The sequence below is a fragment of the Bacillus sp. BR3(2024) genome (assembly GCF_039134555.1).
Taxonomy (GTDB): Bacteria; Bacillota; Bacilli; order Bacillales; family Bacillaceae_G; genus Bacillus_A; species Bacillus_A cereus.
Genome location: NZ_CP152438.1, coordinates 136,311 through 150,781, shown reverse-complemented (window position 1 = coordinate 150,781; position 14,471 = coordinate 136,311). Strand labels below are relative to the sequence as shown.

The window sequence follows — 14,471 nt, the reverse complement described above, 5'->3', positions numbered from 1 at the left end:
TCTATAGCTTGAATTAAAAACTTACACTTCAATATAATATTCTGAAATTCACCCTTTCCAAATTTCATTCTTCAAATGATTATACTTTGATCAACATAGAAAAAAGTTTCCCCTATAATAGGAAACTTTTACTTATAATTTACCTATAGCCCTAAAATTTCTACAATCTGACGAGCTTTAGTATTATCAATATAATAATGCATCTCTAGTCCTTTTCTTTCTGCACGGAGTACAATTCCTCTTAACTTTGCTAAGTGTTGTGAAACAGTGGATTGTGGAAGTTTTAATATTTCTGTTAACTGTGTAACATTGCACATTTTATGATGTATTAATTCACTTATGATTTTTAATCGAACCGGATGCGCCATTACCTTCAATACATCTACATCTTCTTCACGGATTTTAGCTAGATCATTATTAGATATTACTGTTAACATTTCGCATTCTCCTTTATTATTAATTTCTACTTTCCTATTATCCTTATAAGTAATACTTATAGATAATTACAATTTTTCCTGTTGAGAAAATACATTCTACTCAATACAAAAAGACACCTATTCCGAAAACAGTTTTTTACCGTTCCAATGAATTGGTGTCTTATAATTTTTTACCAGACTCTTTTTATTCATATCATAATCTCTACATTACTTTGAATAATGTTTTCTAAGCAAAAACAATACTTCCACTCCTCGTTTCAAGAAAAATTTAATTGAAATATTTACTTTCTCATATTGCTAAACCTATAAGAACCCTCTACTCATCTCACCTTTTACATCATATATTATTTATTTCTCAACACAAAAACATGGAATAAAAATTCCAATAATGGTAATATAATGGTACCTTCAGTTGTTAACTGTCATCCCTTTTTTTAATCCCTGTCTTTAAAGACAGGGATTTTAAATTTCTTTAACTAAAACTGTCTATTAATTATTAGCCTAAAACTTCAATAAGCTGCCATTATAGTAGAGAGAGGCTTTCATATTTATTCATTCCCCTTTCATGCAAACATGCTATTTTCCGACTCAATTCAATCACATCACGTTTGCTTGAATTATTAATGAGAGAACTATAAATCAAATATAATTTGGTTATCATCATTAACTTATTTTTCTGAATTTTATTGAAAAATAAGTATAATACAATTAAACGAACTGGATACTTTGCTATAATGGTAATATATAACATTAGTAGACTTTTATAGGATGGGGGAATATATAATGATGGTTTCAGCTAAGGGGAATAATGAAATTACAAAGCTATTAAACGATTGGTATGTTGAAATCCGCTCAAGGCGTATAGGTAATGCACATCAATCAAAAGAAATAATTGATTCTAAGATGCATAATATTGAAGAGGATCAAGATTTATTACTCTACTACTCACTACTAGATTTTAGATACCAATTTGTAATTGATAATTTAAGCGTTTCAAAAAGCAGTTTTGACAAAGTTGAGGCTTTTGATATGCCTACAGATAATTTCTTAGCTTATTATTATCACTTTTTCAAAGGGATTCATGCCTCTACTATTGGCGAATATCAAATCGCAAAGGAGAGTTATGAAAAAGCAGAAAAACTTTTAGACTGCATTCCTGATGAATTGGAAAAAGCGGAATTTTATTATAAAGTTGGAGCTTTCCATTATGACATATATCAAGGGCTATTATCTTATAAAAAAGTATCAGAGGCAAGAGAAATCTTTGCTCAACATGCTGGGTATGAGATCAATGTAGCATTCTGTGATAATCTTATAGGCTTAGCTTGTACTCATTTGAGAGAATGGGAGCTCGCTGAAGAATATTTCATGAAAGCAATGGATATGTTCCAAAAAATAGACGAAGAACAATTTATTTTAATGGTGCGTCAAAATTTAGGGTTAATGTATGCTACTCAAAATCTTTCGCCATTAGCCATTAGATATCTTTTAGAAGTAAATCAAAAAATGCCTAACAATTATAAGGCTCTTTTTATTGAGGCAAGGGAACACATGAAGGAAGGAAACCACTCCGTTGCCAAAGATCTCATAGCAAAAGGATATTCCGTTTGTCAAGAGATTGAAAATATAGAGTATCTACACCATTTTAAAATATTAGATGCAATGAATGGAGGTTTTCCTGCCGAAGCACTTGAAATGACAGTGTTAAAAGGCGTATCATATTTTAAAGAGCAAGAACTTTTCGAATTCATTAAGGAATACGAAGAATATCTTGCTACTGCATTTTATAAAGAGAATAACCATATTAAAGCAAGTCATTATTTCTATTCATGTTCTCAAGCAGGAAAAAAAGTTATTGAGAAGGAGGCATTAAAATGAAAAAGACAATTCTCGGTTTAGTTGGTGTAATTACTATTTTTACTTTAATGTTTGGTGCCCAATCCCCTACAGAAACACATAAAGCTATTGATGTTATTCAATATGCACACGGAAATCATGGTGGTTAAGGTCTTAATTGAACGAGCATAAAATCGCACAATACACTCATAGCCATACTGACGGATATTTAATGAATAAAGGTCTTCACTTCATTGTGAGGGCTTTTTTTATAAGAATCCCACTTATAACATTTTTAAAATCTACTATATTTAAAAACATCATAATTACACCAAACCTATTACATCTATAAGAAAAACTTAAAAAGATTAAAATTTTTAAAAAAAGTAAGAGAATATTGATGTATACACAAGAAAACATTTTATAAAAAATTAATAGAGACACAAAAGGAATAACAAATTTTCTAATCAACGGAGTTAGAATACCTGGAATCATTATTACTGTAGATAAATTTTCAGGGCTGATCCCCCCAGCAATAGAAATCAACAATTCCCTTATAATCAAGCAATTTCAATAGTTGTTGTATAAACTATCTTAAACTCTAGTGGCTCATTATTAATATATGAGGCACTAAAAAAGGAATCCTTATTAAAAGGATTCACCACAGAAAGATATACATCAATAAAAAGAATTAATTATAATATAAAAATAAAAGAAATATATTGAGAAATATATAATAAAATTGAATATTCTTTCTTTTTATCGTAAAATCAATATGAGTCAAGTGACAACATCTCTCTAACTCTCCTAAAAGAATCCTTTATGACATGGGGATTCTTTTGCTTTGGACAAAGTATTCTTATTTTAACATTTGCAAAAAAACCTCTTCTTAACCAACTACTCAACAAATATAAGTAAGGATTTAGTTTTATAAATATTTTTTTGATCTAAGCAACAGGTAATAGCCTTCAATATTTGTTAGATGTAAAAATATCCTAAAAAATAAAAAGATGCTCTATCAATACTGTAAGAAGATTTGCTGCTAAACATGCATTTTTTCATTGTACCTTTTATAATCTGAGCTTTTTAACACTAAAGAATTAAGTATAGATTTATAGCCATGAATTCTTCTATTTGTACATATAATATTCTTTATATCTCTCAAAATTTGTTTTTTTTGTTCGTGTTGATGTTATGGGTGATTTTAATGATTTAGATACTGCTACCTGCTTTGGTGTTTGTAATGTACCCCGTTTCTTAAGTTCTCTATACAAACTACTCACATTGCACCTCAGATTTTTTGCAATAGTTGGATATTCCTCTCCTTGATTAAATAATTGTACTGCTTTTTTACATTTTATGTCCCATTTTTCTTCTGACGTTTGAAATTTTTGAGTTCTTTTTTTAACTCTATTTTTTTCTAAATTAATACCCTCTCTTTCTATTTTACATCGCTTGAAAGAATACTGTTCTGCGTCTGCCTTACGCCCGGAATGCTCCTCCTGTAAACGTATCATTTGTACTTTTTTCGCAATTTCTCTCAAGTTAAAGTCACCTCATTTCGTTTGATAAATTCTACCAGTACTTGATCACCCTATTGTCTGTATCCCCAATCATCGTTTATAAACAAGCTATAAATACTCAAATTCCCCTTATAATAGTTTTCAATCTAATATTTACGGAAAATTATAATCAATTCTATCTTTACACAATTGGAAACTATAGTAAATTGATAATGTTGACACAGAATATTCTAAACTTTAATTCAAACTATACAAATCAGTAAACTAAACAATTTATTTGCTTAAAAAGTCAAAAATATCGTTTTCGCTTAGCAAAACACGGTATTCCCTATTCAGAGTCATGCAAAACAAAATACTTTATCTACTGTAGCTATGGCACAAAGAAAAAGAATGCAGACATGTACTGCACTCTTTTTTAGTAACCTCTATATCAATTTTTCACCACAGTCAGCTCCTCCATTATTAGAAGGACTAAACTTTAAGCTTGTGAATTTATCATTCTGCAGTACATCATCTTTTGCAGCTATATTTAACAACACTCTTTCTATCATCCTATTTCGAGTTAGAATTAAATACCTAATACTCCGACAATCTGACATGCCTTGGAATTCACAATATGATAATACATCTCTAATCCCCTTCTTTCTGAGCGAAGAATTTTCCCACGCATTTTAGATAAATGCTGAGATACGGTAGATTGAGGCACATCTAATAGCTCTGTTAACTGTGTTACATTACAAATTTTGTGGCGTTCTAGCTCTTTCACAATTTGTAATCTAACTGGATGGGCCATGATTTTTAATAGTTCTATATCCGCCTCTGGAATTTTGTACATTTCATTACTTACTTGCATTGTTGTCATTTTTTATTTCTCCTTTTTTAACTCTTTTTTTTTATCTATTTATAGGTATTTTGTGTTTATTCGAACATATTGTTCATAATCACTGTATTGTTTAATCTTTTATCTCTCTCAAGTTTAATATATAGAAGTATTATGATAGCTAAAAATCCAATAAAAGATAGCATAAATATCGAGATGAAACCGAATAAATTTAAGTAATCTTTTGTGCAAGAAACTCCTATTGAACAAATCTGCATCTCACTATTAATTAGGAAACGCTTGAATTGTAATTTGATATACAGATAACATTAAACCAATACACGCAAATGGAAATGCATACGTGCGAATCTTTACGGTTATAATGCTGGTTCTTTTCATCTACAAAGCCTTTAATGCTCCATACGCCACCCTTTGATTCTTTTGCTTCATTTTCTGCTTCTTTCATTTCAGATAGAAATATAGTATTAGGTCTAGAAATATAGGCTATAATCCCATAACCCGACTTGACCATTAATTCGTTGATGTGTATTCCATCGCAAAATACATAAGCCAATTTTCTACCGTATTTTTCTCCTTTTGGTCCCCGATCATAAACAAATGTTACACTTTTCCCTTCTAGCTGTTTCTTTAAAAACAAATAAAAAAGGACACACCTATCGCATATGTATGCGTAGGTGTGTCCTTTTGCAAGATAGTTTTAGAAGTATTTTGTTACTTTCATCATATCATACTTCTTATTAAATTTATATATGAAATTAAAGATTTTACGATATTATTTCTTTTTCTCATGTATAAACATAATGCGTTGTTTTTGTATAACATACCTTAATTTTGCATCAAGTTTTTCTCCATTATTCCTATTTTCAAAACTTGAAATTGTATTGGTCATATTCTTTCTAATAACCTTTTTTATTTCGTGCTAGTTATTTTCTTTTTCAACATGATGTTATTTATCTTTTATTTTGGGTAAACAACTATTACGGGTAGAAAAACTTCTCTTATTCTAAAATAATTCCCTCGACACAAAGATACTATCTCGTACAAGCATTCAACTTAATAAATATGTTTTAGGAAGGTTAGAAAAATGGATATTTTATTAGCGATTTTACCAGCCTTATTTTGGGGAAGTATTGTACTCTTCAACGTTAAACTAGGAGGCGGTCCTTACAGTCAAATACTTGGAACTACACTTGGCGCTCTAGTTTTTTCTATCGGTGTTTATATTTTTATAAAACCCGTTTTGACGCCTGTGGTGATAATTATCGGGATTATATCTGGCCTATTTTGGGGATTAGGACAAGCCAATCAATTGAAAAGTATTGATTTAATTGGGGTTTCTAAAACAATGCCTATTTCAACAGGGATGCAATTAGTTTCGACTACTTTATTTGGGGTCATTGTATTTCATGAATGGTCAACAACAACATCTGTTGTATTAGGTGTTCTGGCACTTCTTTGTATCATAATCGGAATCGTTCTCACATCCCTTCAAAGCAAAGAGGAGAAAAACGATGAACAAAAAGGAAAGTTCAAAAAAGGGATTGTGATGTTATTAATTTCAACTCTTGGTTACTTAGTATATGTGGTAATTATCCGCCTATTCGGTATAGACGGATGGTCAGCGTTATTACCACAAGCCATTGGTATGGTGTTAGGTGGAATTCTACTAACCTTTAAGCATCAACCATTTAATAAATATGCGATTCGCAATATTATTCCTGGTTTAATTTGGGCAGCAGGAAATATGTTTTTATTTATTTCTCAGCCGCGTGTAGGGGTGGCAACAAGTTTTTCCCTTTCCCAAATGGGGATCGTGATCTCAACTTTAGGTGGAATTTTTATATTAGGTGAAAAGAAAACAAAACGACAATTTATTGCGATTGTCATTGGAATTATCTTCATTATTGCAGCTGGCATTATGTTAGGAATTGCTAAAGGATAAAAAGGAGGAAAAAATTATGTATACAGATTTAAAAGGGAAAGTTGTTGTTATTACAGGTGCATCCACAGGATTAGGAAGAGCGATGGCAATTCGTTTTGGAGAAGAACAAGCCAAAGTTGTAATTAATTATTATTCAAACGAATCAGAAGCAAATGAAGTAGTACAAGTAGTTAAACAAGCAGGTGGAGAAGCGATTGCGGTAAAAGGAGATGTAACAGTTGAATCAGATGTTATCAATCTCGTTAAATCTGCTGTGAAAGAATTTGGTACACTGGATGTCATGATTAATAATGCGGGTATTGAAAATTCAGTACCATCACATGAAATGCCATTAAGTGATTGGAATAAGGTAATTGCTACGAATTTAACTGGTGCTTTCTTAGGGAGCCGGGAAGCAATTAAATATTTTGTTGAGCATGATATTAAAGGTAGTGTTATTAATATGTCAAGCGTTCACGAGCAAATTCCATGGCCATTATTTGTACACTATGCAGCAAGTAAAGGTGGCGTTAAGCTAATGACAGAAACATTAGCACTAGAATATGCACCAAAAGGAATCCGTGTAAATAATATTGGGCCTGGTGCTATGAATACGCCGATTAATGCTGAAAAATTTGCGGATCCAGAAAAACGTGCCGATGTTGAAAGTATGGTTCCTATGGGATATATCGGGGAACCGAAAGAAATTGCAGCGGTAGCAGCATGGCTTGCTTCTTCACAAGCGAACTATGTAACAGGTATTACACTGTTTGCTGATGGTGGTATGTCGCTATATCCATCTTTCCAAGCTGGACGTGGTTGATTAATATATAACTAAATTAGTTACTTTCAATATGTTTAAATGCGGCAGTTAGCTTTTTTATTGAATAACTTTTTAATTATTCGTGACATCACATACATTTTGTAAAAAATACACTTTTCTTTCTGTAGAATTATAGGAAAGGATAAAGTTATTTTATTTTAGGTTTACAATTTCGCTTTAGTTAAATGCCGATGGGTAAAGAAGCCCTATAATAAATTTAATATTATAATCAAAAAAAGGAATACCTTATAATAAAGGATTCCTTTTTTTTGATTATATAGCTGCTATTTAAAAACAAATAATGTTATACAAGCGATCTTAATCCAAGACTTCATCGTATTAACTATTAAAAAATTTAGATGTTAGCTATATTTCTGAAGTATACAATGTGACCATTCCATGTGTTCTATTTTCACTTGATATAATTAATTTGGTAATATTCTTAGGCGTAAATCGATATATAGAAATAGTTGGACCAGGATTATTAGATTTAAAGTGAATAACTTATTCATTATCAATAAAACCTTGAATATAGCTTTCACTTCCTTCAAAAAATTGAAAATGAGCTGACACTGATATAATCTCGCCAGTGTTCTCAAATAAAATTATTGAATTTCTATATGTATCAAAATTAATAAGTTTCATTTTTGACATAATTAGGATGCTCCCTTCTATGAAAGCATGATGATTAAAGCATACTACCATTTAAAGCAATTCTTTTATTACCATGTGTAAGTTCTAATGTTTTATTGAGAAAATACAAGCCATCTTGCTGATGTGAAATCATAATTAATATATTACAAAGATTGTAATTTTGAAGTATCTCATACATAAGATTTCTTGTATCAATATGTAAATTAGATGCTGCTTCATCTAATATTATTATATCCCTTTTTGTGAGGATAGCCCTTAAAAAGGCTATGAATTGTGCTTGACCTCCTGAAACACTGGAACCATCTTGTACAATTATAGTATCTAATCCATTCTCAAATCTGTTGAGATGTGATGTTAAATGATACCTTTTCATTAACTTAACTACATCTTCTTTCGTTTTATTTGTTTGTCCATATAATATATTATCTAATATAGTTCCTTTAAACAAAAATATATTTTGTGAAACTATACCTATTCTATCTCTAACACTTTCTTTATGTATTAAGTTATAGTCAATATTATTTATCAATATCTTTCCACTTTCAGGTTGATATAAACCTGTTAATAATTTTATAAAGGTAGATTTTCCTGATCCATTTATACCATCAATTAATAACTTGTCACCCTTTTCAATTTGCACGTTTAAATGATCAAATATCAAATCACTATTTCCATTATATTTAAAACAAACATCTTTAAATTCTATTGAATTAATTGGTTCTTTCATTATATTTGTACCTAGTGTATTTTCAACATCTAAATTGAAGAACTCCTTAATTCTCTTAATACTAATACACACGGGTTTTAGAGTTATATCTAAGCTGCCTAAAGCTTGGGTAGTCGCAAGGAGTTTAGCCATATAAATTGAAAATGAAGTATACACCCCTATAGTAAGCTGGTTTTGTAAAATTAAAATACCTGATACCAGTAATACTATTACTGTAACAAAGTTATTTGTTACTATTAAATTTTGCATAAAGAAAATAAAATGTAAACTTTGTTTTAGCGCACTTTTAATTACATTATTTAATTTACTCTTAATCTTATTGGTTTGTATATTTTTACCGTTTAATAATTTTATATCCTCTATTCCATTTAAGGTTTCATACATTTCTGCGTTTAATACTGCCGATGACTCGTATACGTTTGTGGTACTTTTTGATATCATTTTAGAAGAATGTTTGGATATTATAAAATATATTGGGATAATAATTACTATGATACCTGTAAGTTTAACACTTAAATTAAACATTATAAATAAAGCAAAGAAAAAATCGAATATACCTGAAAAAACCCTTAATAAATTTGGAGAAAATAATGCACTTACATTACCAGATTCAGCAATTCTGCTAAGAATGTAACCTTTCTCCTTCTGATTAATATAAGAAAGAGGCGCATCTATAATATTACTTATCATAGATAATCGAATTTCATTAACTACATTTTGTTGTACACGAGTAAATAAATACTCATAACCTATCGATATTAAATAGTTAATACAATAAATTAATAACAGTATAAGAGTTGTTTTTAATAATTGATCGTAGCTTTTGTTTAATAGTATAACTTTATCAATAATGTAGCCAATAATATATGGTATCGGTGCGATAATCAAAGAAGCTATAACCATCCCAATTAAACCAAAAGCTAACAAAGTTTTTGTATTTTTCAAATACGGATATAAAAATAATAATTCTTTATAAGAAATTTGAATTTCATCTTGTTTATTTATCTTCTTATTCACCCTCTTTCTCCTCCTTTGTCTATTTATTATATTAATTTACGAATCAATATAATGAGGTTTATATAATTCCATAGATATCTTGAGACCTTATCCCGACGCATTATCTATGGAATTATATTGGTTTATCCTCAGAAACTTAACAATATTCATCTCATCCAATCATACTAATTTTGCCCTACCATTAATGGCTCCTTAATTATTTCAGGGACATGATTTTTAAACCATTTACATTTATCGCCAATTTCTTGTACTTTTATAAAGCTTCTTAAGAAGCATGTACTACAAAAACGTTTATTTTCACACTCTTTACATTCCTCAGAGTCCATTTGAGGTGCTTGTAAGTTAAAAAATGCATTAATGTATTTGAATTTTTCATCATAAATATCTTTAATATTCTGTTCAAAAACATTACCTATACTGTTTTTCAAATCATCTAAACTATGCATAGTACACATTTTAATTTCACCATCAGGCGCAATCACAATATGTGATGTTATTGCACCACAATTCCTAATCTCAGCGCGCGCACCTTCATATAATGAAACAAATTTAGGATATTTTTTATTTATTTTCAACAATGCTTCACCATATGTTTTAACATCCTCTTCATTTAAATAAAGATCACTACATCCTAAGGCTCTTCCCATGGGTATTACTGGAGATACCCCAATACTATCAATCCCTAAATTATGTACCCATTCAGCTATATCTTCTACCTCGTGCACATTCAAATGTGTAACTATTGTGGCGATCCGCAAACGAACATCATTTTCGGCTAATTTCATTATGTTATTTTTAATTTTATGAAGTGTATTAGGAACTTTAAAGAACCAAGTCAAATAATTATCATCTAAGCTATGCATATCAATTTGCACAAATGTTTTCGACTTATTTTTTATTATTATGTCCATAACTTTATCAGAAAGAGCTATACCATTGGTCAACAGTGTTATTTGAGAAAAATCCAAGTTAAGTGCATATAACAATATCTCTTTTAGATTTGGATGTACTGTTATATCACCGCCCGTAAGTTCAATTAATTTCACTCCTATATTATTTAAGTCATCTAATAAGGATTTTATTTGATCTAAGCTCATTACTTTTGGCTTTACTGCTCCAAAATCTCCATAGCAATGACGACATCTTACATTACATCTGTTTGTGATTTCAATTGAAGCCACTTTTGGATATATAGTCTGTTCTTCAATTAAATTAACTGGTACATTTATAGGTTCTTCTTGCGTACCAATGTTCATATTGTAAACTTTGGATACATTATTTAAAAATGCATTTAATTTCTTTTCAATACTTATTGGATCTTCACTGTATTTTAAAGACAAGAAAGATACAACTTGTCCATATGTTTTAGTACCATCAATTAACTCAATAATTTCAGTGGCGGTTTTATTTATCGTAAATGTATTTTCGTTTTTGAGTGTGGGAGCGCTTTCGTTTGGGTTTTTATGAACTACCAACATAGATTCATAATTTGATGTGAATTTTCTTATTTCTAGCTTTTCTTTCCAAAATAAATAGCCATTCACTTTAATCATCTCCTATAAAATTTAAATTTGTTTTTAGTTTATGTATTACAAAAATCCCATACTCGTTTTCGATAAATTTATAGGACTTATTCTTAACATAACTGTTTGTCATTAGAATAAGTCCTAATTTAATTTCACCATAAACACTCTCACATTTTTAAATTTTAACTTGCAGTACTAGCTCCGGTTGCCGCAGTAACTAGATTTAATAACTCTACAGAACATGCTGCACATACTAAGCAACTCCAACAAGTCCAATCCCTTGGTTGTACTACTGGTGTTTCCATTTAGAACATCTCCTTTTTGGTTATTTATTTTTCTTCTAGAAAATTCATTTGACCAAAAGTGCTCATTCTCTTAGTGCCTTTAACCAAAAAACTTCTAAAAGGATATTAGCTTGCAGTACTAGCCCCTGTTGCCGCAGTAACTAAATTTAATAATTCCACAGAACATGCTGCACATACTAAGCAACTCCAACAAGTCCAATCCCTTGGTTGTACTACTGGTGTTTCCATTTAGAACATCTCCTTTTTGATTATTTATTTTTCTCCTAGAAAGTCTAATTTGACCAAAAGTGCTCATTCTCTTAGTGCTTTTAACCAAAAAACTTCTGAAAGGATATTAGCTTGCAGTACTAGCCCCTGTTGCCGCAGTAACTAAATTTAATAATTCCACAGAACATGCTGCACATACTAAACAACTCCAACAAGTCCAGTCCCTTGGTTGTACTACTGGTGTTTCCATTTGACCTACCCCCTTTTCTGTATTGTGTGGTGCGACTAAAGTATAACTCCCTATGTTTTCTAAAAACAATCAAAAAATTTCAAACATTTTGTGTGTGTTTCTTTAATATTTTGTGACATATATTTACAAAACTTTCTTTTTGGTTTATTTAAAATAACAAATATCTTTATTAACTGATACTAAAAATTTTATTTATGAAAAGTTATTTAATCGCAGTATATCTTGTTAAACTGCTTTTTATAATTTATAATGTTAACTGTGTATGGTGTGTATGGTGTGCATTACATAACATAACACTCATCGATAGAGAGGTTGTTTAATGAAAATAGTCTTAAGTAATGTATCAAGTCTGCCTTTATATCAACAGATAAAGGAGCAAATTAAGGAATCCATATTTAACAATGAATTAAAAGAGGGTGAACAATTACCATCAATCCGCTCACTTGCTAACGACTTACATGTAAGTGTACTTACTACAAAAAGAGTTTATGCAGAATTAGAAACAGAAGGCTTTATTATTACAAAGGTTGGAAAAGGGACCTATGTAGCTCCTACAAATTTAGAGTTGTTAATGGAGTCCAAACGCCGGATGGTAGAAGTTAAACTTACTGAAGTTTGTCAAATGGCTCGTAGTATAGGTATTCATGCAGATGATCTCCATTCAATTTTAGATTTAATTTTAGAGGAGGAGAATGAAAAATGAATGTTGTGTTAGAAGTAAATAATTTAAATAAATCTTACGGAAATTTTTCGTTAAAAGATGTTACCTTTTCACTTAATACAGACTGTATAACAGGATTTATCGGTACAAATGGTTCTGGAAAGACCACTACAATTAAAGCGATTTTGGGTCTTATTTTAAAAGATTCTGGGAAAATTAATTTTCTAGGAAAAGATATGGATAAGCATGAAAGAAAGTCTAAAAACAAAATTGGTATTGTGCTAGACGAGGGCTATTTTTATGATGAATTAACAGTAAAGGAAATGAAAAATGTTATTGCTCCATCCTACACTGAATGGGATGAAACAGTTTTCCAAAATTATATTAAAAAGTTTAACTTAAATCTAGAACAAAAAATCTCTACTCTATCCAAAGGAATGCGAATGAAATTTGCAGTTGCATTAGCCCTATCCCATCATGCAGATCTATTAATAATGGATGAACCAACAAGTGGCTTGGATCCATTAGTACGGAGTGAATTAATGGATATTCTCCTTGATTTCATGAAAGAGCCGGGGAAAAGCGTATTTTTTTCCACTCATATTACATCTGATTTAGATAAAATTGCTGATATGATTATTTTAATTGATGATGGAAAAGTTTTAGTAAATGATGAAAAAGATGTTTTAATAGATACACATGCATTGGTAAAGGGCGACAACCGCTTAATTAATAAACAAACAAGACCTCTTTTTTTAAATTTACATCAAACTCACTATGGATTTGAAGGGATTACTAATAAAAAAGATGATGTACGTCGACTCATGCCTGATGTATTAATAGAAAGACCAACTATTGAGGAGATTATGCTTTCATATATTGGGGGGAACATCCATGTTAATTAACCTAGTGATGAAAGACTTTTTGTTAGTCAAAAAATATTTTCTAATCTTACTCGTTTTTGCTGCTATAGCTCCTATTTATCTTTCTTCACAATTACAATTAAACGATGGCGGTCTTGTTAGCTTTCTTTTAACCGTTATTTTGATGGAATATATTTTGTTCGGAACGGTATCCAAATTTGAGGATCAGTACAAGGGAGCGGCTTTACTTTGTGCTACCCCATACACACGAAGCGCATTTGTAAAAGCGAAGTACCTTTTTCTTTTTGTAATTTTTATTTGTGCAGCTATTATCCGTATAATCATTTCAGTTGTCGCACCATCGGGTATAGAAAGCCTGAGCGCTAGCGCTCTTGGAATAACTTTTTTAACTCTAAGTATTTTATTTGGTGTACTACTTCCTGTTCAGTTTAAATTTGGTTATGACAAAACCAAAATCATTTCACTTTTAACTGCTTTTTTAATACCTTTTGTTGCTCCTACTCTTATAAGGGGACTACAATCAAGTGATATTGATTTCAAAAGTATTTTTCCATTCTCACCAACTGTCCTAACATGGATGCCTTGTTTCATCTCAATTATTATTGGTTTTATATCAATGATAATATCTCTGAAAGTATATGCAAAAAAAGATTTATAATTTAAATTTGAAATCATAGGAATGAGTAATTAAATACTTTATATATTTAATTACTCATTCCCTTTTATTTAATTCTCTTCTCTAATGAACTTATTCCTAAAATACATTTTATCGATATCAAAGTGAATAAATTTTTCAAATCACTAATTCCCTTAACATCTCTTTTCATTAACGATTTAGTAAACTAAGGATTATACATAA

15 protein-coding genes and 3 pseudogenes are annotated in these 14,471 nt (G+C 30.2%); 8 read left to right on the top strand and 10 right to left on the bottom strand.

Going from position 1 to position 14,471, the window contains the following annotated elements:
* Window positions 1-143: 143 nt before the first annotated feature.
* Entirely contained in the window at window positions 144-437 is a 294-nt protein-coding gene (locus V7S45_RS28205) for a metalloregulator ArsR/SmtB family transcription factor (RefSeq protein ID WP_000958631.1), read from the bottom strand.
* 783 nt (window positions 438-1,220) lie between these two features.
* Between V7S45_RS28205 and V7S45_RS28200 the strand changes: the two genes are divergently transcribed.
* The 3 genes and pseudogenes from V7S45_RS28200 (at window position 1,221) to V7S45_RS28190 (ending at window position 2,861) form a co-directional block, all read left to right on the top strand.
* A complete protein-coding gene (locus V7S45_RS28200; protein ID WP_342762111.1) occupies window positions 1,221-2,315 on the top strand; it encodes a tetratricopeptide repeat protein in 1,095 nt (364 codons plus the stop codon).
* The gene (locus V7S45_RS28195) at window positions 2,312-2,443 is read left to right on the top strand and encodes a hypothetical protein (protein ID WP_000751016.1); all 132 of its coding nucleotides are present in this window, start codon (window positions 2,312-2,314) and stop codon (window positions 2,441-2,443) included. The genes V7S45_RS28200 and V7S45_RS28195 overlap by 4 nt, the downstream gene beginning before the upstream one ends.
* Window positions 2,444-2,703: 260 nt before the next feature.
* Window positions 2,704-2,861, top strand: a pseudogene (locus V7S45_RS28190) (RNA chaperone Hfq).
* A 542-nt stretch (window positions 2,862-3,403) separates the two neighbouring features.
* On the opposite strand, the gene V7S45_RS28185 reads toward V7S45_RS28190, so the two are convergent.
* From V7S45_RS28185 to V7S45_RS28170, 4 genes and pseudogenes are all read right to left on the bottom strand, one after another.
* Window positions 3,404-3,817 (bottom strand): hypothetical protein, encoded by a 414-nt coding sequence (locus V7S45_RS28185; protein WP_088344226.1) that lies wholly within the window; start codon window positions 3,815-3,817, stop codon window positions 3,404-3,406.
* 547 nt (window positions 3,818-4,364) lie between these two features.
* A complete protein-coding gene (locus tag V7S45_RS28180) occupies window positions 4,365-4,658 on the bottom strand; it encodes a metalloregulator ArsR/SmtB family transcription factor (protein WP_000210393.1) in 294 nt (97 codons plus the stop codon).
* A 56-nt stretch (window positions 4,659-4,714) separates the two neighbouring features.
* Window positions 4,715-4,979 (bottom strand): annotated as a pseudogene (locus V7S45_RS28175) (disulfide bond formation protein B); the annotation flags it as partial.
* A gap of 1 nt (window position 4,980) precedes the next feature.
* Window positions 4,981-5,271 (bottom strand): annotated as a pseudogene (locus tag V7S45_RS28170) (thermonuclease family protein); the annotation flags it as partial.
* 450 nt (window positions 5,272-5,721) lie between these two features.
* On the opposite strand from V7S45_RS28170, the gene V7S45_RS28165 reads away from it, so the two are divergent.
* Together V7S45_RS28165 and gdh are read left to right on the top strand one after the other, a co-directional pair.
* On the top strand, window positions 5,722-6,579 hold the full coding sequence (locus V7S45_RS28165) for a RhaT/GlcU family sugar-proton symporter (protein ID WP_088344228.1): 858 nt from the start codon (window positions 5,722-5,724) through the stop codon (window positions 6,577-6,579).
* Window positions 6,580-6,595: 16 nt separating this feature from the next.
* On the top strand, window positions 6,596-7,381 hold the full coding sequence (gene gdh, locus V7S45_RS28160) for a glucose 1-dehydrogenase (protein WP_342762110.1): 786 nt from the start codon (window positions 6,596-6,598) through the stop codon (window positions 7,379-7,381).
* A 688-nt stretch (window positions 7,382-8,069) separates the two neighbouring features.
* On the opposite strand, the gene V7S45_RS28155 is transcribed toward gdh, so the two are convergent.
* The 5 genes from V7S45_RS28155 to tucA (V7S45_RS28135) all read right to left on the bottom strand — a co-directional run bounded on the left by V7S45_RS28155 (window position 8,070) and on the right by tucA (V7S45_RS28135) (window position 12,067).
* Window positions 8,070-9,779: an ABC transporter ATP-binding protein gene (locus V7S45_RS28155; RefSeq protein ID WP_086412018.1), complete on the bottom strand. Its 1,710-nt coding sequence runs from the start codon at window positions 9,777-9,779 to the stop codon at window positions 8,070-8,072.
* A 164-nt stretch (window positions 9,780-9,943) separates the two neighbouring features.
* Window positions 9,944-11,332, bottom strand: coding sequence for a PqqD family peptide modification chaperone (locus V7S45_RS28150; RefSeq protein ID WP_098218157.1), 1,389 nt, complete (start codon window positions 11,330-11,332; stop codon window positions 9,944-9,946).
* A gap of 155 nt (window positions 11,333-11,487) precedes the next feature.
* Window positions 11,488-11,610, bottom strand: coding sequence for a subclass IId bacteriocin thuricin17 (gene tucA / locus V7S45_RS28145; protein ID WP_000449799.1), 123 nt, complete (start codon window positions 11,608-11,610; stop codon window positions 11,488-11,490).
* 105 nt (window positions 11,611-11,715) lie between these two features.
* Window positions 11,716-11,838, bottom strand: a complete 123-nt coding sequence (gene tucA, locus V7S45_RS28140) for a subclass IId bacteriocin thuricin17 (protein ID WP_000449799.1) — start codon at window positions 11,836-11,838, stop codon at window positions 11,716-11,718.
* A 106-nt stretch (window positions 11,839-11,944) separates the two neighbouring features.
* Window positions 11,945-12,067 carry a subclass IId bacteriocin thuricin17 gene (gene tucA / locus V7S45_RS28135; RefSeq protein WP_000449799.1) on the bottom strand — a complete coding sequence of 41 codons (123 nt, stop codon included), beginning with the start codon at window positions 12,065-12,067 and terminating at the stop codon, window positions 11,945-11,947.
* 319 nt (window positions 12,068-12,386) lie between these two features.
* Here tucA (V7S45_RS28135) and V7S45_RS28130 point away from each other — a divergent pair, with 319 nt between their 5' ends.
* From V7S45_RS28130 to V7S45_RS28120, 3 genes are read left to right on the top strand one after another with little or no spacing between them, the layout of a single operon-like run.
* On the top strand, window positions 12,387-12,770 hold the full coding sequence (locus tag V7S45_RS28130; RefSeq protein WP_000706800.1) for a GntR family transcriptional regulator: 384 nt from the start codon (window positions 12,387-12,389) through the stop codon (window positions 12,768-12,770).
* Entirely contained in the window at window positions 12,767-13,633 is an 867-nt protein-coding gene (locus V7S45_RS28125; protein WP_001103609.1) for an ABC transporter ATP-binding protein, read from the top strand. Before V7S45_RS28130 ends, V7S45_RS28125 begins: the two co-directional genes overlap by 4 nt.
* On the top strand, window positions 13,623-14,270 hold the full coding sequence (locus V7S45_RS28120) for an ABC-2 transporter permease (RefSeq protein ID WP_000906771.1): 648 nt from the start codon (window positions 13,623-13,625) through the stop codon (window positions 14,268-14,270). Before V7S45_RS28125 ends, V7S45_RS28120 begins: the two co-directional genes overlap by 11 nt.
* The last annotated feature ends 201 nt before the right edge of the window (window positions 14,271-14,471 follow it).